The sequence below is a fragment of the Actinoplanes sp. CA-131856 genome (genome assembly GCF_050956135.1).
Taxonomy (GTDB): Bacteria; Actinomycetota; Actinomycetes; order Mycobacteriales; family Micromonosporaceae; genus Actinoplanes.
This window is the reverse complement of sequence record NZ_CP191849.1, coordinates 8273907-8292611: the sequence shown is the minus strand read 5'-3', so window position 1 is coordinate 8292611 and position 18705 is coordinate 8273907. Positions and strand designations below refer to the sequence as shown.

The window sequence follows — 18705 nt, the reverse complement described above, 5'->3', positions numbered from 1 at the left end:
CGAGTACTTATAAGCTTCCGCCCATGGAGAGCATCGTCGACGTGGTCGTGTTGGTGGCGATCTCGGTGGTCGGCGCCGCTCTGGCCCGCCGCCTGGGGTTCGTCGCGCCCCTCGTGCTGTTGGTGGCCGGCCTCGCGCTGTCGTACGTCCCCGGTTTCCCCGAGGCCCATCTCGAGCCCGAACTGGTGCTGATCGGCATCCTCCCGCCGCTGCTCTACGTGGCCGCGCTGGAGACCTCGGTGCCCGCCTTCCGAAGGGCCCTGCGCCCCATCCTGCTGCTCGCCGTCGGCCTGGTGCTGGTCACCGCGTTCGCCGTCGGCACCGCCGTTCACATGCTGATTCCCGAGATTCCGTACGCCGCCTGCGTCGCTCTCGGCGCGGTCGTGGCCCCGCCCGACGCCGTGTCGGCCACGGCCATCGCGCGCCGGGTCGGCCTGCCGCGCCGGGTGGTCACGATCCTCGAGGGCGAGAGCCTGCTCAACGACGCGACAGCCCTCGTGATGGTCCGCATCTCGGTCGGCGCCCTGGCCGGGGCCGCGGTCGGCTTCTGGCCGATCGCGGGCGAGGTGGCGCTCAAGGCCGGTGGCGGTCTGCTGATCGGCTTCGTGGCGGCGTTCCTGGCGGCCAAGCTGCACCGCAAGATCGAGGACTCGCTGCTGGACGACGCCGTGTCGTTGCTCACGCCGTTCGTCGTGGTGATCATCGCCGAGGAGGTGCACAGCTCCAGCGTCGTGGCCGTGGTGATCGCCGGCCTCTACCTCGGGCACCGCCGCCCGTACCTGCTCTCGGCGACCTCGCGCCTGCAGATGGACGCCATCTGGCGCATGATCAACTTCCTGCTCGAGGGCGTGGTCTTCCTCATGGTCGGCCTCCAGCTGCGCAGCATCGGCGAGAGCATCGAGACGCCGGTCGGCACGACCATCCAGGTGACCGTCGCCGTCGTGCTGGTGGTGATCCTGATGCGGTTCGTGTGGATGTACCCGGCGACCTATCTGGCCCGGCTGCTGCCCCGCGTCCGCAACCGCGAGGAGCGGCCGCCGGCTTCGGTGCCGACGGTCATCTCGTGGGCCGGCATGCGCGGCGTGGTGACCCTGGCCGCGGCACAGACGCTGCCGCTGCCCGGCGAGAACGGGGTGCCCGACTATCCCCGCGACCTGTTCATCTTCGTCGCCTTCGTGGTGATCGTGGTCACCCTGCTGCTCCAGGGCACGACGCTGCCGTGGCTGGCCCGGGTGCTGAAGGTCCGCGAGGACACCAGCACCGAGGACGCGCTGGCCGAGGCCGGAGTGCAGCATCAGGCCAGCCGGGCCGCGCTCGAGGCGCTGGAGAAACACGCCGACGGCGCGCCCGCCTCGGTCGTCGACCGGCTGCGGGCCCTGGTCGACAGCCGGTCGAACAACGCGTGGGAGCGGCTGGGCAATCAGCAGCAGGAGACGCCGTCGGCGGCGTACGGTCGGCTGCGGCGCGAGATGATCAGCGCGGAGCGGCGCGTCTTCAAGGTGGCCCGCAACGAGGGCCGCATCCCCGAGGAGGTGCTGACCCGCGCCCAGCGCGATCTCGACCTGGAAGAGTCCCAGCTGACACGGAGTGAAGATTGACCTGCCTGCACCTCAAGGAGTCCGGCGATCCGGCGCCCCAGTCGGCGTACTCCGACGGCTGCCCGGAGTGCGTGGCCGCCGGCCATCACGACTGGGTCCACCTGCGCGTGTGCCTCACGTGCGGCAAGGTGGCCTGCTGCGACTCGTCGCCGCGGCGGCACATGTCCGCGCACCATCAGGAGTCCGGCCATCCGGTGATGCGCTCGTTCGAGCCGGGTGAGAATTGGAAGTGGTGCTTCGACGACGAGCTTCTAGGCTCGTAACGTGCGCATTCTCTTCGTCGGCGCCGGCGCGACCGGCGGTTATTTCGGCGGCCGTCTCGCGGCGGCCGGCCGGGACGTCACGTTCCTGGTCCGGCCGCCGCGGGCGGCCTCGCTGAGCGAGCGTGGCCTGAAGATCATCGGACCGGACGACACGATCACCGTACGGCCGCGGACCGTGACCGCCGGGCAGATCGACGGCCCGTACGACATCGTGGTCATCGCCGTCAAAAGCTACGGCCTCGAGCAGGCGATGATCGACCTCGCGCCGGCGGTCGGCCCCGAGACCGTCGTCATCCCGCTGCTGAACGGCATGCGGCACGTCGACGAGCTGGTGGGCGCCTTCGGCCCCACCCGCGCCTGGGGCGGCGTCTGCATGATCCACGCGAGCCTGAACGACGACGGCGACGTGGTGCAGATGACCGGCCTGCACAAGCTGAGCTTCGGCGCGCTCGACGGCACCGAGCGGCCCGATGTCGAGGAGGCGCTGAGCGGCACCGAGTTCGACGCCTTCGCCTCACCCACGATCGTCCAGGACATGTGGGAGAAGTGGGTCTTCCTGGCCAGCCTGGGCGCGGCCACCACCCTGATGCGGGCCACCGTGGGCGACATCAACCGCGCCCCCGGCGGCAACGCCTTCGGCGCCCGCATAGCCGCCGAAGCGATGGCCATCGCCACGGCCGCCGGCCACACGCCGCGCCCCGCCGCCGTCTCGGTGCTCCAGAACGGCCTGGGCACCGACCAGCCGATGACCTCGTCCATGTACCGCGACATGATGGCCGGCCTCCCGGTCGAGGCCGACGCCATCCTGGGCGACTTCGTGGCCGAGGCCGACAAACACGGCGTCCCGGTCCCGGCCCTGTCGGCCGCCTACACCAACCTGGCCATCTACTCAGCTCAGCGGGGTTAGCTGGGCCAGCACGCTCTCGGCCTCGCGGGTGACGCGGCCGGCGTCGTGGTGGCGGGCCCGGTCGTAGGTGGCGAGGGTGGCGGCGGCGATGCCGGGCCAGGCGAAGTCCTCGCGGACCTTCAGGCGGCCCTGGCGGGCCATGCGGCGGGCGAAGTCGCGGTCGGCCAGGACCGACTCGACCGCCTCGGCCAGGGCGTCGGGGGAGCCGGGGGTGAACTTCACGCCGGTCACGCCGTCGTCGACGATCTCGGCCAGGCCGCCCGTGTCGGCGACCGCGATCGGGGTGCCGGCGGCCGCCGCCTCCAGGGCGACCATGCCGAAGGGCTCGTAGATGCTCGGCACCACGTAGCAGTCGGAGGCGCCCATCAGGGCCGTCAGGTGGTGGCCGGTCAGGAAACCGGCGAAGGTGACGCCCTCGGTGGTCAGGGCTTCCAGTTCGGCCCGGTACGGTCCGTCGCCGGCGATCACCACGCGCAGGCCCGGGAAGGCGGATCGCAGCCGGGGGACCGCGGCCAGCAGGTGCTGCACGCCCTTCTCGTAGACCAGGCGGCCGGCGAAGCTGATCAGCGGGCCGTCGGCGCCGGCGAAGCGGCGGCGGGCCGCGGTCACCGCGCGGGGGCGGGCGAACCAGCGCAGCTCGTCCACGCCGTTGTAGACCACGTCGACGCGGGCGGCCGGGACGTCGAAGAGCCGTTGCACCTCGTCGCGCATGTAGTCGGAGCAGACGATCGTGCGGACCGCCTCGTGGGCCAGCCAGCGCTCGATGTCGTCGATCGTGCGGTTGTGCGCGTGCGGCAGCCAGCCCTGGTGGCGGCCCGACTCGGTGGCGTGGATCGTCGCCACCAGCGGGATGTCCAGGTGGTCGCGGACGGTCACGGCGGCGTGGGCCACCAGCCAGTCGTGGGCGTGCACCACGTCGTAGGAGCCGGTGCGGGCCGCGCGCAGGGCGGCCCGGGTCAGCGTGTGGTTGAACGCCATGGCCCAGGCCAGCAGGTCGCCGTCGCGCACCTCGAAGCGGGGCGCGTCGTCGGGGGCCCGGATGATCCGGACACCCTCCGCGTACTCCTCGCGCAGCGTGCCCGGCGTGTGCCGGGTGACCACCGTGACCTCGTGCCCGGCCGCGGCCAGGGTGGTGGCGAGCGCGTGGACGTGCCGGCCCAGACCACCCACCAGCAGCGGCGGGTACTCCCAGGAGAGCATGAGGATGCGGGTCATGGGAGATACCCCTGTTCTGTGCGGAGAAGTTCGGCGACGGAGCGGGCGGAGAACGGGCAGCCCGTGGCCCGGTGCGGTGGGTCGCCGTCGGCGGTCTCGCTGACCGATCCCACTCCCCATTCGCGCAAGTGGGCCGTCAAGCCGGTGAGCAGGCCGTCGGCCGCCCCGCCGGCGTCGGCGTACGCGCCGATCAGCCAGGGCCAGACCGTGCCCTGGTGATAGGCGATGTCACGTTCGTCGCGGCCACCGCGGTGCACGCCCTGATAGCCGTATTCGCTCGGCGCGAGCGTCCGCAGCCCGAGCGGCGTCAGCAGCGCCTCGCCCACAGGGAAGACGGGAGTGCCGCGCATCGGGCCGTGCGGCAGCGACCACGCCAGCAGCTGGTTCGGCCGCAGCGTCGGATCGTCGTGGTGGGTGCCGGCACCCAGCGGATAGGTCGACGCGGGACCCTCGATCACGTCGTAGAGCCAGCCCTCCGGCGCCGGGAAGCGGTCCTGGAACGCGTCCCGGGCCCGGGCGTGGCGCGCCCGCAGCGAGGAGTCGTCCCGTCCGGCCTCGACGTGCAGGTCGGCCATGGCGGCCAGCGCGTTCACCCACAGGGCGTTGATCTCGACCGGTTTGCCGACGCGGGGCGTGGCCGAGTCGGTGAAGCCCTCGCGCAGCCGCAGCAGGCCGTCGGCCGGGTCGAGGCCGAGCGGGCCGCCTCCGCCCAGCCGTTCGCCGAGCAACCGGCCCAGCGGTTCGATGAGTGACGCCGCCAGGTCGCTGTCGCCGGTGCGGCGCACATGCCGGTCGACCGCGTGCACCAGCCAGAGCGGCGCGTCCGGCGAGTCCTTCGGCGCCCACGGTCCGTCCGGTTCGGTCCAGGTCAAGGACGCTTTCTCCGTACGACTGACGAGCAGCTCCCGGCCCTCGTCAGCCCGGCCCGTGTCCAGGAACAGTCCCTCGTACGCGGTCATCGTGTCGCCGAGGTAGCTGCCGAACCACGGATATCCGGCCACCACGTCCGGTCCCTCGGCCGTACGCACCACGAAGGCGTCGGCGGCCAGCACGAGCGTCTCGTCCGCCTTGGCCGCAGCGACCAGCCCGTGTGCCCGTACCCGCGCCTCGGTGATCACCGCCGAGGCCGGCGGCGGCAGCCGGCCGAGGTCACCGGCCCAGGCCGAGATCTCCATGCTCGCGCCCGGGTCCACCCGGGCGAAGTACGTGCCCGCGTGCCAGAGGTCCTCGACGGCGGGCAGGCCGCGCGCCTCCTCCTCGCGGGCGTAGGCACCCAGATGCCATTCGCCGGCGGGCTGCCAGCCGGGTCCGGCGATCCGGTACGCCTGCTCGACGATCACGCCGTCGGCCACCTGCTCGGCCCTCAGCGCCGGCCCGGAGGCGTGCCGTTCCGCCTGGGCGTCGCGCCACGTGCACATCGCCGCCACGGCCAGCCCGACCGGCCCGGGCGCCGAGACCACGCGATGCGTCACCCCCACCGACGCGTGACCGTGCCGCATGGCCAGCTCCCGCTCGATCACCACGTCGCCGACGCGCCAGCGCCAGCGCGGGATCCCGTCCACCAGAGCGAACGTCTCCAGGTAGTGGTGGCCCTCGGGCGCGACGGCGCCGGAGGCCCATTCGTGGGTGTAGAGCGGCACCTTCGTCCCCGAGGGCAGCGTGACCGTCAGGTCGAGCGCGGCCAGGGCGGTGTGCCGGATCGCGGTGCCGGGGTCGGCCACCGTGAGCAACGAGTGGTATCGGCGGGTGCGCAGGCCCGGAACGGTGCCGGTGGCGAACCCACCCGTGCCGTCCGTGACAAGCCATTCCCGGGTGGTGGAGCCGCAGTCGTGCGGTCCGAAAATGATCGGCACGCCGCATCTATGCTCAGTTTCGCCGGTGGCAAACCCCTTTTACGCCTACCTGTTCGGCGGGTAACCGGGCGGTCGCGCAGACGGCACACCGGCCATCGGCGACAATGACGCTGACGTGACCTCAGATGATTACGCCGCCCGATCGCGGGGCAAGCTAGCCCCGCCGCCGGTACGGCTCAGCTGAGTTCCAGCGCACCGACGGTCGAGGGGTGGGAGCAAGAAATGCAGGTTTGGCCTGGTCACCGGTACCCGCTGGGCGCCACGTACGACGGGACGGGCACGAACTTCGCGATCTTCGCCGAGGGGGCCGAGGCGGTCGAGCTGTGCCTGTTCGACCCGTCGGGGAACGAACGGAAGGTCCAGCTGCACGAGCAGGACGCGTTCGTCTGGCACGCCTATCTGCCCGGCGTCGAGCCGGGGCAGCGCTACGGCTATCGGATGTACGGACCGTACGACCCGTCCCGAGGACTGCGGTACAACCCGCACAAGCTGCTGCTCGACCCGTACGCGCGCGCCGTGGACGCGGACATCGAGTGGCATCCGTCGCTCTACGCGTACGACTTCGAGAACCCCGACCAGATGTCGGATCTGGACAGCGCGCCCTACATGTCCAAGGGCGTCGTCGTGAACCCGTACTTCGACTGGGGCAACGACCGGCGCCCGGACATCCCGTACCACCACTCGGTGATCTACGAGACCCACGTCAAGGGGCTCACCGAGCGGCACCCCGAGGTCCCCAAGGACATGCGCGGCAGCTATTCCGCGATCGGGCACCCGGCGATCATCGAGCACCTCAAGAGCCTCGGCGTGACGGCGGTCGAGCTGATGCCCGTGCACCAGTTCGTCCACGACAACCGGCTGCACGACCTCGGGCTGCGCAACTACTGGGGCTACAACACGCTCGGGTTCTTCGCGCCCTACCACGGCTATTCGTCGACCGGGACGCTCGGGCAGCAGACCCAGGAGTTCCGCGGCATGGTCAAGGCCCTGCACAAGGCGGGCATGGAGGTCATCCTCGACGTCGTCTACAACCACACGGCCGAGGGCAACCACCTGGGTCCGACGCTGTCGCTCAAGGGCATCGACAACCGGACGTACTACCGGCTCGTGGACGACCAGCCGCAGTTCTACATGGACTACACCGGCACGGGTAACAGCCTGAACGTGCGCAGCCCGCAGAGCCTCCAGCTGATCATGGACTCGCTGCGCTACTGGGTGACCGAGATGCACGTCGACGGCTTCCGCTTCGACCTCGCGTCGACGCTGGCCCGCGAGTTCTACGACGTCGACCGGCTCTCCACCTTCTTCGAGGTCGTGCAGCAGGACCCGGTGGTCGGGCAGGTGAAGCTGATCGCCGAGCCGTGGGACGTCGGTCCGGGCGGCTATCAGGTCGGCAACTTCCCGCCGAACTGGACCGAGTGGAACGGCAAATATCGCGACACGGTCCGCGACTTCTGGCGCGGCGAGCCGGCCACCCTGGCCGAGTTCGCGTCGCGCATCACCGGCTCGGCCGACCTCTATCAGGACGACGGCCGCAAGCCCTTCCACTCGATCAACTTCGTGACCGCGCACGACGGGTTCACGCTCAACGACCTGGTCGCCTACAACGACAAGCACAACGAGGCCAACGGCGAGGAGAACCGGGACGGCGAGAGCCACAACCGGTCGTGGAACTGCGGCGTCGAGGGCCCGACCGAGGACAAGCAGGTGCTCCAGCTGCGGGCCAAGCAGCGCCGCAACTTCCTGGCCACGCTGATGCTGAGCCAGGGGGTGCCGATGATCTCGCACGGCGACGAGCTCGGCCGCACCCAGCAGGGCAACAACAACGCGTACTGCCAGGACAACGAGCTGTCCTGGATCGACTGGGGCAACGCCGACGAGACGCTGCTCGAGTTCACCCGCAAGCTGACCGCGTTCCGCCACCGCCACCAGGTGTTCCAGCGCCGGCGCTTCTTCACCGGCCTGCCGGTGACCGCGCGCGGCGGCGGCGACCCGCTGCCCGACCTCGAGTGGTTCACGCCGGACGGGCGGCAGATGGCCGGTGACGACTGGGGCAACGACTTCGGGCGGGCGGTGGCGCTGTTCGTCAACGGCGAGGGCATCCGCGAGCGCGGCCAGTACGGCCAGCGGCACGTGGACAGCTCGTTCCTGCTCTTCTTCAACGCGCACGACGCGCCCATCGAATTCGCCACTCCGCCGGCTGAGTACGGCGAAAAGTGGGAAAGGGTCATCGAGACGGCCGAGCCGTCCCCGGATCACCCGTCGGTCGTCGAGGCCGGCAACAAGATCTGGGTGCCCGACAGGTCCCTCATCGTGCTGGACAGGACGGTCTGATGCCCCCTAGCGGAACCTATCGAGTCCAGGTTCGCCCCGATTTCCCGTTGAGTGCCACCGCCGAGTTGGCCGACTATCTCGCCGACCTCGGTGTCTCCCACCTGTACACCGCACCCCTGCTGACCTCGACTCCCGGTTCCGAGCACGGCTACGACGTCGTCGACCACTCTCAGGTGAACCCGGCGCTCGGGGGCTGGGATGGCCTGAAGAACCTGTCCCAAGCGCTGAAAAACGCCGGCCTGAACCTGGTCGTCGACATCGTCCCCAACCACGCCGGGGTGGCTGTTCCACACGCCAACCCGACTTGGTGGGACGTGCTCCTCAAAGGCCAGGAGTCCGAATTTTCGGATTTCTACGACATCGACTGGACGCGGGGGCGCCTGCTGATCCCGGTGCTGGCCGACGACCCCGATGCGCTTGATCAACTGCGCGTGGAGGACGGGGAGCTGCGCTACTACGACAAGCGCTTCCCGATCGCCGAGGGAACCGGGGAGGGCACTCCGCGGGAGGTGCACGACCGGCAGCACTACGAGCTGGTCAACTGGACCCGGGGCGACGCCGAGCTCAACTACCGCCGGTTCTTCGCCATCGTCGACCTGGCCGGCCTGCGCGTCGAGGACCCCAAGGTGTTCGACGCCACCCACGCCGAGATCCTGCGCTGGCACCGCGAGGGCATCGTCGACGGCATCCGCGTCGACCACCCCGACGGCCTGCGCGACCCCGGCGCCTATCTCGACCGCCTGCACGAGGCCGCCCCCGGCGCCTGGCTCGTCATCGAGAAGATCCTCGAACCGGGTGAGGAGATGCCCGCCTGGCCGGTCGCCGGCACCACCGGCTACGACTCGCTGGCCGAGGTCGGCGGCGTCTTCGTCGACCCCAGCACCGAGGCCTTCTTCGACACCCTCGACCGCCATCTGACCGGCAGCGAGCGCTCCTGGCCCGACCTGGTCCACGAGGCCAAGCACACGGTGGCGACCACGCTGCTCGCGGCCGAGCTGGCCCGGATGGCGCGGCTCGTCCCCGAGATCGAGGCCGCGCCCCGCGCCCTGGCCGAGCTGGCCGCGTGCTTCCCGGTCTACCGCTCCTACCTGCCGTTCGGCTCGCGGCACCTGGCCAAGGCCCGGGCCGAGGCCGGCCGCCGGCGCCCCCAGCTGATCCCGGTGCTCGACCAGCTCACCGCGCGGCTGCGCAATCCGGGCGACGAGCTGGCCGTACGGTTCCAGCAGTTCACCGGCGCGGTCATGGCCAAGGGCGTCGAGGACACCGCGTTCTACCGCTGGACCCGGTTCACCGCGCGCAACGAGGTCGGCAACGACCCGGCCAAGTTCGGCGTCAGCCCCGACGAGTTCCACGAGGCCAACGACGAGCGTCACCGCGAATGGCCGGACGCCATGACCACCCTGTCGACCCACGACACCAAGCGCAGCGAGGACGTGCGGGCCCGGCTCGCCGTGCTGGCCGAGGTGCCGGGCGACTGGACCGAGGTGGTCCGGCGCTGGGTCCGGGTCGCCCCGCTGGCCGATCCGGCCCTGGCCCACCTCATCTGGCAGGCCGCCGTGGGCGCCTGGCCGATCGAGCGGGAGCGCCTCCAGGCGTACGCCCTCAAAGCCGCGCGGGAAGCGGCGATCGGGACCACCTGGCAGCACCCGGACGAGGCCTTCGAGAGCGCGCTGCGCGCGATGGTCGACAAGATGTACGACGACCCGGCGCTGCACCGCGAGCTGACCGACTTCGCCGCGTCGATCACACCGCCCGGCTGGTCGAACTCGCTCGGCCAGAAGCTCGTGCAGCTGACCATGCCAGGCGTGCCCGACGTCTATCAGGGCACCGAGCTGTGGGATTACTCGCTGGTCGACCCGGACAACCGCCGCCCGGTCGACTTCGCCCAGCGGCGCGAGCTGCTGGCCCGCCTCGACGACGGCTGGCTGCCGCCGGTCGACGACACCGGCGCGGCCAAGCTGCTGATCACCAGCCGGACCATGCGGCTGCGCCGGCAGCGGCCGGAGCTGTTCACCTCCTACCGCCCGGCGTTCGCCGACGGGCGGGTCGGCGAGCACGCGCTGGCCTTCGACCGCGGTGGCGTGGTGACCGTCGCCACCCGGCTGCCGGTGGGCTTGTCACGTCACGGCGGCTGGGGTGACACCACCTTGTCACTCGATGGTCACAGCTGGCTGGAAGTATTCACGAACACGAGCTACGGCGGGAACAAGCTGCAAGTTTCCGAGCTGTTGCGCACCTATCCCGTCGCTTTGCTGGTGAAAGAGACATGACGCTGTTCGAGGTTTGGGCGCCGGAGAAGACTGTCCGGCTGCGCATCGGTGAGGACGTTCTCGGCATGGAGCGCGGCGACGACGGGTGGTGGCGGCTCGACGTGCCGTCGGCCGGTCCCGGCGTCGATTACGCGTACCTTCTGGCGGACGACGGGACGCCGCTGCCGGATCCCCGCTCGCCGTGGCAGCCCGACGGCGTGCACGGGCCGAGCCGGGTGTACGACCAGACGGCCTTCCCGTGGACCGACAAGGCCTGGACGGGAAGGCAGCTGCCCGGCTCGGTGCTCTACGAGCTGCACATCGGCACGTACACGCCCGAGGGCACCTTCGACGCCGCCATCGAGCGCCTCGACCACCTGGTCGGCCTCGGCGTCGACATGGTCGAGCTGCTGCCGGTGAACTCGTTCAACGGCGAGTACAACTGGGGCTACGACGGCGTCTGCTGGTACGCCCCGCACGAGGTCTACGGCGGCCCGGACGGGCTCAAGCGGTTCGTCGACGCCGCTCACCGGCGTGGCCTCGGTGTCGTGCTCGACGTGGTCTACAACCACTTCGGGCCCTCCGGGGCGTACGCGCCGATGTTCGCCCCCTATCTCAGCGCGGCCGGCGCCAACCCGTGGGGCGACTCGATCAACCTGGACGGCCCGCACGCCGACGAGGTGCGCCGCTACATCATCGACAGCGCCCTGATGTGGCTGCGCGACTACCACGTGGACGCGCTGCGGCTCGACGCCGTGCACGCGCTCGTCGACCACTCCGCGGTCAACCTGCTCGAACAGCTCGCGGTCGAGGTCGAGTCGCTGTCCACGCACGTCAACCGGCCGCTGTCGCTGATCGCCGAGTCCGACCTCAACGACGCCAGGCTGATCACGCCGCGCGAGGCCGGCGGCTACGGTCTCCAGGGCCAGTGGGCCGACGACGTGCACCACGCGCTGCACACGACGCTGACCGGCGAGCGGCAGGGCTACTACGCCGACTTCGGGTCGCTCGACTGCCTCCAGACGGTCCTGGAGGGGGCGTTCTTCCACGCCAACACGTGGTCGAGCTTCCGGCAGCGCCACCACGGGCGACCGGTGAACCGCGCCCTGATCCCGGGCCACCGCTTCGTGACGTACCTCCAGAACCATGACCAGATCGGCAACCGGGCGGTCGGTGACCGGATCTCGGCCACGCTCTCGCCCGGCCTGCTCAAGATCGGCGCGACGCTGCTGTTCACCTCGCCCTTCACCCCGATGCTGTTCATGGGCGAGGAGTGGGCGGCCAGCAGCCCCTGGCAGTTCTTCACCAGCCATCCCGAGCCGGAGCTGGCGGCCGCGGTGCAGAACGGCCGGCGGCGCGAGTTCGCCACCCACGGCTGGGCCGAGGCCGAGGTGCCCGACCCGCAGGACCCGGCGACCTTCCAGCGCTCGAAGCTCGACTGGGACGAGCTCGGCAAGCCCGGCCACGCCGAGATCCTCGACTACTACAAGCGCCTGATCGCGCTGCGCCGCAGCCGCACCGACCTGTCCGACCCGAGGCTCGACCGGGTCGAGGTCTGGCACGGCGACCACCACCTGGTGATGAAGCGCGGCGACTGCGCGGTCGCGGTCAACCTGGCCGGCACCGCGCAGACGGTGAGCCTGCGCGACACCCCGCGCAAGGTCCTGCTGGCCTCGTCGGAGGGCGTGGTGCTCCAGCGCGACCGGGTCGAGCTGCCGGGCGAGAGCGCCGTGGTGGTGGCCTTCCGCTGACGCGGGTTACATCCCGGACGGTCGTGCTCGACGGCCCGTCCGGGATGCCGAGGCGCCGGAACCTCGGCCTCCACTGGGCGGAGCTACGACCGTCCGGGTGCGGGAAGCTCCGATCAACCGGTCGACGGGACAGCAGCATCCATGGGGGCACGGACGCGTCCGGTTGTCGTCCAGGGCTTCCTTGGCGCGCGGGTTCCCGGCACCGAAGAGCGCTAAACCTTCACACCACGCCACTTCTGGCTGAGCGGATAGGCCAGACCGCGTACGCCGTGAACGGCCCCGGTCGGGTGAAGATCGGCCGCCGTGTGGCGCATCGGGTTGTACGCGGGCGGGTCGTCCACTTCGGTCCCTAATGTGACCCGCCCGACCACCTTTCCATCGACGGAGAGCGCGACGGCGCCGTGTTTCAGCGTCGCTCCGAGGTAGACCTTGCGGTCGCCGCCGGTCCGGTAGGCCAGGATCGAGCCGTACACGGTGTCGAACCCGCGGCGGGGTACCGGCAGATGGCGCGTGAACCGGCCTTTCCCACAGGTCGACAGGAGCAGGTCGATCGGGTCGTCCCCGTGCACCCGGATCGCCACGCCGCGGATGTCCAGGCGGTCGCCCTTGGTGCCCACCCCTTTGGAGATCCGTACGGTGACCCGGTGGCGGCCCGGGCGGTCGAGCAGCTCCGCCCCGCTGTCCCCACCCCAGATCTCCAGCTCGCCGTCGTAGGTCCGCCCCCCGGGGGTGCAGGAAGCGCCGATGCCGCGACTTGATCACGCGGACACCGAGGGCCGTGGCCACGGCGGTGACGGCGAGGACGCGTACGGCTCTCATGAAAGCTGGACTACCCGGCGTGGCCCGGGTGAATCCCCCGCCAAGATTCCTGGCCGTAGCATTCGTGCGTCACGATGGGGCCGCCATAGGGGAGGAGCGGCGGATGCCCGAAAGCTCGAGCCGGTTCGCGTGGCCGCTGCGCCGGCGCATGCCGGGGCCCGACGGGAGCGCCGAGGACATCGCGGTGCAGGACGTCGCGGAACGGGAGGCGGCCGACCGGCAGTTGCCGCCGCCCGAGCCGGAGCCGCTGGTCGATCCGCCGCCGCGGTTCAACCTGGCGATGTTCCGGCTGGCCGCGCTGGGGCTGGCGCTCGTGCTGGCGCTGGCCCTGGCCGTCGTGCGGGTCTTCGTGGGCGGGCCGCCGTCGGTGGCCGAGCTGCGCGCCGAGTCCGGCGTGGACACCTGGGACGTCCTGCCGATCGGGGTCAAGGACGACCAGCCGGGCGTGGCCGAGCGCGACAAGAACGGGGTCTGGAGCGGCTTCGACATCGACGTGGCGTACATGATCGCGGAAGATCTCGGTTTTCGCCGTGACGACGTGCGGTTCTACGGCATGGAGAGCGAGGACCGGCTCCGCATGCAGGCGGTCGACCTGAAGGGCAACCGGGTCCCGGTCAAGATGGTCATCGCCAGCTTCAGCATCACGCCCGCGCGGGAGGCGGCACCCGGCGTGACCTTCTCCTCGCCCTATCTGTTCACCGAGCAGTCGGTGCTCACGCTGACCAAGGCCAAGCACCGGCCGGTGTCCACCCTGCGCGACCTGCGGGGCGACCGGGTCTGCTCGCTGTCCACCGCGACCAGCGTCGACGCCTTCCAGGGGCGCGACATCGACGTGATCAGCCGCAACCGCATGCGCGAGTGCATCGCCGACCTGCGCAACGGCGACGTCGACGCGGTCTCCACCGACGCCGCCATCCTGGCCGGCTTCAAGGACAGGTTCCCCTCGGAGTTCCAGCACTGGGACCTCGGCCTGGAGAAGACCGAGGCGTACGGGGTGAACGTCGGCGACAACCTGGCCCTGAAGAAGCTGGTCGACCTGACCCTCTACCGCTCGTACGTGGACCCGGCCGACGACCGCTGGGAGACCGCCTATCAGCGCAACCTCCAGTCCGAGACCTCGAACAACAAGACCACGCCGATCGCCGTGGCCCAGCAGCCCCGCGTGTCGCGGCCCGCCATCCGCGAGCTGCCGTGGGAGGACGTCTTCGGATGACCACCACCTTCGTCCCGCGCCGGCGCCGCGCCCAGCTCAACTGGCTGCTGACCGTCCTGCCCGCGTTCCCGCTGGTGCTGCTCGTCCTGCGGTTGTGGTATCTGAGCCGGCAGGACCTGCCCACGATGCTGCTGCTGGTGCAGTACATCAGCCCGCTCGGCATGATCAGCGCCCTGATCATCACGCTGATCTGGACCGTGCCCGCGGTCATCCTGGTGCTGCGCCTGCTCGGCGGCATCCTGCTGGTCAGCAAGCCCGACGACACCGGGCGGTCGCTGCTGGCCGTGACCGCGCTGCGGATGCCCGACTGGGTGGTGCTGCTGGCCGCGATGCTGGCCGCCTTCACCTGGCAGCTGCGGCTGCTGCCCACCCTCTGCATGCTGATCGTGGCCATCCTCGGCCTCACCGCGGCCCAGCGCTTCCGAGGCGTACGACCGCTGATGTTGTGGATCACCCTGGGCGTGCCCATCCTGGTCGGTGCGCTCGTCCTCGCCTTCGTCTGGCCCGGCATCACCGCCGCGCTGCGCACCGGCGAGATCTCGACCGCCATCCTGCTCGGTGTGCCGCCGCTGCTCGGCCCGCTGCTCACCGGCCCGGTCCCGGCCTCCGCCGCCCGTTTGTTCACCCACTGGCCGGCGGTCGGCGCCGCGCTGATCGCGCCGCTGCTCATCGGCATCGTCTTCCTGCGGGCGCCCGTCCTGCCCAACAGCGCCGTCGAGGTCGGCCCGGCGGGCGGGGAGATCCATGTCGTACGGGGACAGCTGATCAGCGTCGACGACACCTCCACGACGCTGCTGAAGACCACCGGCGAGGTCAGCTTCATCCCCAACGACCAGGTGCGATCCAAGACCCTCTGCCCCGAGCCGGTACGCCCACCGGAGAGCAGCGTCGCCGTGCGCGGCTGGCCCCTGTCGGCGTCGGTGCTCTCCTGGATCGCCCCGACACGCCGCGTCACCGAAGTCGACCCGCGATGCCTCGGCCGACCCCTGAATCCCAGCTAGGCGCGTTTTCGGGCGACATGCCGCCGACCACGTGCAGACACGGTTGCGATGATCTGGGAAGCTGCACGCCATGACCTTGCACCTGCGGTGGGCGGCCGTCACCGATCAAGGACATGTCCGGAGCAACAACGAGGACTGTTACTACGCCGGTGACCGGCTCCTCGTCGTGGCCGACGGCATGGGCGGCATGGCCGCCGGCGACCTCGCCAGTCGCCTCGCGATCGAAGCCATCAGCCCGCTCGACGTCCCGATCGACGACGATCAGCAGATGGACGCCCTGCACCATGCGCTCGAGGTCGCCAACGGCCGGATCGCCGAGGTGGTCGAGGCCGACAACTCGCTGCAGGGCATGGGCACCACGCTGACCGCGGTCATCTTCTCCGGCTCCCGGGCCGCGATGGCCCACGTCGGCGACTCCCGGGCCTACCTGCTGCGCGACAGCCGGCTCAACCAGCTGACCAAGGACGACACGTACGTCCAGATGCTGGTCGACCAAGGCCTGATCAAGCCGGAGGAGGCCGCCGGGCATCCGCGGCGCTCGGTCGTGACCCGGGTCCTCCAGGGCGAGCCGGTCAGCCCGTCGTACGTGATCGTCGAGCCCGAGGCGGGCGACCGCTGGCTCCTGTGCAGCGACGGCCTGACCGCGGTGGTCAGCAACGAGACGATCGAGCAGGAGATGCTCGCGGCCGAGGATCCGAAGTCGTGCTGCGAGCGGCTGCTCGACCTGGCCCTGCGCGGCGGCGGCCCCGACAACGTCACGGTGATTGTCGCCGATCTGACAGCCGGCGACTGACCGTCACGACTGCGGTACCTTACTCCGGTCGCGGATCAGGGGGCCCGCGGCTCGTATCGGGTGGTGATGATGACGGCGCGACTCTTCGTCACGCTGGCGCTCGTCCTCGGTGCCGTCGCGGCCGGAGAACTCACCGGGCCGCGGGGGTCGCGGCTCTTCGAGGACGGCGGGCAGTTGGTCGCGGGTGCGGCCGCGGCCTGGGTGTGTTTCGCGACGGCGCGTGGCCTCGCGGGCATGCACCGGCGGTGGCGGCTCTTCGCCGGCTTCGGGCTGGCCGGGTGGGCGCTGGTCCGGCTCTGGTGGCTGGTCCAGGAGCTGATGGTTCCGGGCCGGCCGGCCGACGGCGTCTCCGACGTCGGCTTCTTCGTGCTGCCCGCCTGCCTGCTGGTCGCGTTGCTCTACGCGCCGTACACCCGGCCCCGGCCGGTGCCGACCTCCGTCCGGCGTGACCAGATCGCCCTGCTGATCGACAGCGTCCTCATCTCCGGGTCGATCCTGGCCCTGCTGTGGTCGGCCGTGCCGTTCGACTGGGGTGGCCGCACCACGGCGATGATCGTGGTCGCGGCCGCGTACCCCGTGGCCGACCTCTTCCTGCTGACCATGGCCGTTCTGCTCCTGCTGACCCAGCCGGGCTCGCGGGCCGGCCGGCAGCCGCTCATCTGGGGCGCGCTGGCGCTGCTGGCCTTCGGCGTCTCCGACACCTTCCGCCTGATCAACCTGGCCGACGGCCAGCTGTCGCCGCTGGAGTCGGCCGGTCATCTGGCGGGCCCGCTGCTGGTGGCGATGGCGGCGCTGAGCCCCGTGGTGGCCGGCGACGGCACGGCGTTGCCCAACCGGCACGACTGGCTGCACCTGCTGTTGCCGTACATCCCGGTGACGGCGACCGGCGTGATGATCGCGGTCAACACGGGCACCGGCAAACCGCTGTCGCCCTTCGAGGCGTACCTGGGCTGGCTGGGTCTGGGCCTGGTGGTGGCCCGGCAGATGTTCACGATCGTCGACAACACGGTGCTGCTCGACCGGATCTCCGAGGGCCGGCGGCGGCTGCAGCACCAGGCCTACCACGACCCGCTGACCGGGGTGGCGAACCGGGCGCTGTTCCACGACCGCCTGGCCCAGGCCGACGGCCGCCCGGTCGCGGTGCTCTTCGCCGACCTCGACGACTTCAAGCTGATAAACGACACCTTCGGCCACGCGATCGGCGACCGGGTGCTGCACGCGATCGCCGACCGCATGCAGCGCTGCGCCGGCCCCGGCGTGCTGGTGGCCCGCCTGGGCGGCGACGAGTTCGCGGTGCTGCTCGACCACCATCCGGCCGACGCCGAGGCGCTGGGCCACCGCATCCTGGCCGCGCTGCGCGAGCCGTTCCTGATCGACGGACACACCATCGGCGTCGGCGCGAGCATCGGCCTGGTGACGCCGACGCCGGGGGAGCCGCTGTCGGCGGACGCCCTGCTGCGCCGGGCCGACGCGGCCATGTACGCCAGCAAGCGCCGGGGCAAGGGCACGATGGCCCGCTACGCCGGTGCGCAGGACGGCGGCCCGCACGCGGACCTGCCCCACCTGCTGGCCCAGGCCTTGGAGCACGATCCCGGCGACGCCGGCTTCGAGGTCTTCTACCAGCCGATAGTCCGCTTCACCGACGGCGCGACGGTGGCGGTGGAGGCGCTGGCCCGCTGGACGTCACCGGTGGTGGGCCCGGTCCATCCGGACGTCTTCGTCTCGGTGGCCGAGCGCACGGGCCTGGTGGCCGCGATCGACGACTTCGTCCTCGACCAGGCCTGCGCCGACGCGGCGTCGCTGGCGGTGGTCTTCGGCCGCCCGGTCGACATGCACGTGAACGTCTCGGCCGCCCGCCTGGCTCCGGGCCTGGAGGACGTGGTCCTGGCGGCCCTGTCCCGCCACGGCGTCCCGGCGTCCCGCCTGGTCGTGGAGATCACCGAGACCCGCCGCATCTCCGACCTGAGCGCGGCGGCGGCCGTGGTGACCCGCTTGAGGGCGCACGGCATCCGGGTGGCCCTGGACGACTTCGGCAGCGGCTTCAACGCCCTGGCCCAGCTCCACTCGCTGCCGGTGGACATCGTGAAGCTCGACTCGACACTGACGGACGTGGACATAGCCCCCGACCAGGCCGGCGCGTTGTGCCGCTCGGTGGTGACCCTGTGCGACGGCTTGAACATCGCGGTGGTCGCGGAGGGTATCGAAACCCCGTCGCGGGCCGCCGCCCTGGCCTCGCTGGGTTGCCTGATGGGCCAGGGTTACCTTTTCGGCCAGCCCGGTCCGTTGCACCGCCTTCAGCCGCCGGCGATCCCCGCCCCGTCGTAGCGCGTCGTCACACCGAAGGTCTGATCTCGGATCTGGGTGAACACGAGTTGCGGCATCGTCTTCGCCAGCTCGGCGTGCAGGTGACGGACGACAAGCTCGAAGGTCGGCCGAAAAGTGAACACCTCCGTCCAGGGCCGATCGGCCAGTCCGGCGCAGACCAGGCGCAGCGCGACGGCCGCCGCGTCGGTGTCGAAGAACCAGCCGCGCTCGGTCAGCTGCTCGTCCTCGAACGCCACGCCCGCCGTGACCACGACGTCCACTCCTTCGCCGGACGCCAGGAGCGGCAGTCCTTCCCGTGCCCGAACCGGCGACGGCAGCCCTTGCACCGCCCGGAACCGGTGTTCCACCTCGACGAGAAAACTCACGGGACCACCTTGATCGCTC

The 18705-nt window shown here is 71.0% G+C and carries 14 protein-coding genes; 10 read left to right on the top strand and 4 right to left on the bottom strand.

The window, feature by feature from the left end; all coding sequences use genetic code 11:
• Positions 1-23: 23 nt before the first annotated feature.
• From ACQP2X_RS38030 to ACQP2X_RS38020, 3 genes are read left to right on the top strand one after another with little or no spacing between them, the layout of a single operon-like run.
• A complete protein-coding gene (locus tag ACQP2X_RS38030) occupies positions 24-1598 on the top strand; it encodes a Na+/H+ antiporter (RefSeq protein ID WP_498690233.1) in 1575 nt (524 codons plus the stop codon).
• Positions 1595-1861: a UBP-type zinc finger domain-containing protein gene (locus ACQP2X_RS38025; protein ID WP_498690231.1), complete on the top strand. Its 267-nt coding sequence runs from the start codon at positions 1595-1597 to the stop codon at positions 1859-1861. Before ACQP2X_RS38030 ends, ACQP2X_RS38025 begins: the two co-directional genes overlap by 4 nt.
• Position 1862: 1 nt before the next feature.
• The gene (locus tag ACQP2X_RS38020) at positions 1863-2768 is read left to right on the top strand and encodes a ketopantoate reductase family protein (RefSeq protein WP_498690229.1); all 906 of its coding nucleotides are present in this window, start codon (positions 1863-1865) and stop codon (positions 2766-2768) included.
• Here the strand turns inward: ACQP2X_RS38020 and ACQP2X_RS38015 are convergent.
• Positions 2751-3983, bottom strand: coding sequence for a glycosyltransferase family 4 protein (locus ACQP2X_RS38015; protein WP_498690227.1), 1233 nt, complete (start codon positions 3981-3983; stop codon positions 2751-2753). The genes ACQP2X_RS38020 and ACQP2X_RS38015 overlap by 18 nt on opposite strands.
• Complete coding sequence (locus ACQP2X_RS38010; protein ID WP_498690226.1) at positions 3980-5836, bottom strand: amylo-alpha-1,6-glucosidase; 1857 nt, start codon at positions 5834-5836, stop codon at positions 3980-3982. The genes ACQP2X_RS38015 and ACQP2X_RS38010 overlap by 4 nt, the downstream gene beginning before the upstream one ends.
• 222 nt (positions 5837-6058) lie before the next feature.
• Between ACQP2X_RS38010 and glgX the strand changes: the two genes are divergently transcribed.
• The 3 genes from glgX to treZ are packed head-to-tail and all read left to right on the top strand — an operon-like array spanning position 6059 to position 12170.
• Positions 6059-8170 (top strand): glycogen debranching protein GlgX, encoded by a 2112-nt coding sequence (glgX, locus tag ACQP2X_RS38005; protein ID WP_498690225.1) that lies wholly within the window; start codon positions 6059-6061, stop codon positions 8168-8170.
• On the top strand, positions 8170-10440 hold the full coding sequence (gene treY, locus ACQP2X_RS38000; RefSeq protein ID WP_498690222.1) for a malto-oligosyltrehalose synthase: 2271 nt from the start codon (positions 8170-8172) through the stop codon (positions 10438-10440). Before glgX ends, treY begins: the two co-directional genes overlap by 1 nt.
• Positions 10437-12170, top strand: a complete 1734-nt coding sequence (gene treZ, locus ACQP2X_RS37995; protein WP_498690221.1) for a malto-oligosyltrehalose trehalohydrolase — start codon at positions 10437-10439, stop codon at positions 12168-12170. The genes treY and treZ overlap by 4 nt, the downstream gene beginning before the upstream one ends.
• 212 nt (positions 12171-12382) lie before the next feature.
• On the opposite strand, the gene ACQP2X_RS37990 is transcribed toward treZ, so the two are convergent.
• Positions 12383-12787 carry a hypothetical protein gene (locus ACQP2X_RS37990; RefSeq protein WP_498690219.1) on the bottom strand — a complete coding sequence of 135 codons (405 nt, stop codon included), beginning with the start codon at positions 12785-12787 and terminating at the stop codon, positions 12383-12385.
• Positions 12788-13092: 305 nt separating this feature from the next.
• Between ACQP2X_RS37990 and ACQP2X_RS37985 the strand changes: the two genes are divergently transcribed.
• The 4 genes from ACQP2X_RS37985 to ACQP2X_RS37970 all read left to right on the top strand — a co-directional run bounded on the left by ACQP2X_RS37985 (position 13093) and on the right by ACQP2X_RS37970 (position 18321).
• Positions 13093-14202, top strand: coding sequence for a transporter substrate-binding domain-containing protein (locus ACQP2X_RS37985; protein WP_498690216.1), 1110 nt, complete (start codon positions 13093-13095; stop codon positions 14200-14202).
• A complete protein-coding gene (locus ACQP2X_RS37980; RefSeq protein WP_498690214.1) occupies positions 14199-15203 on the top strand; it encodes a hypothetical protein in 1005 nt (334 codons plus the stop codon). Before ACQP2X_RS37985 ends, ACQP2X_RS37980 begins: the two co-directional genes overlap by 4 nt.
• Before the next feature lie 70 nt (positions 15204-15273).
• Positions 15274-15996: a PP2C family protein-serine/threonine phosphatase gene (locus tag ACQP2X_RS37975; RefSeq protein ID WP_498690212.1), complete on the top strand. Its 723-nt coding sequence runs from the start codon at positions 15274-15276 to the stop codon at positions 15994-15996.
• A gap of 69 nt (positions 15997-16065) precedes the next feature.
• Entirely contained in the window at positions 16066-18321 is a 2256-nt protein-coding gene (locus ACQP2X_RS37970) for a putative bifunctional diguanylate cyclase/phosphodiesterase (protein ID WP_498690209.1), read from the top strand.
• Here ACQP2X_RS37970 and ACQP2X_RS37965 read toward each other — a convergent pair.
• Positions 18291-18686 carry a hypothetical protein gene (locus ACQP2X_RS37965; protein ID WP_498690206.1) on the bottom strand — a complete coding sequence of 132 codons (396 nt, stop codon included), beginning with the start codon at positions 18684-18686 and terminating at the stop codon, positions 18291-18293. The two genes, ACQP2X_RS37970 and ACQP2X_RS37965, sit on opposite strands and share 31 nt — an antisense overlap.
• Between the last annotated feature and the right edge of the window lie 19 nt (positions 18687-18705).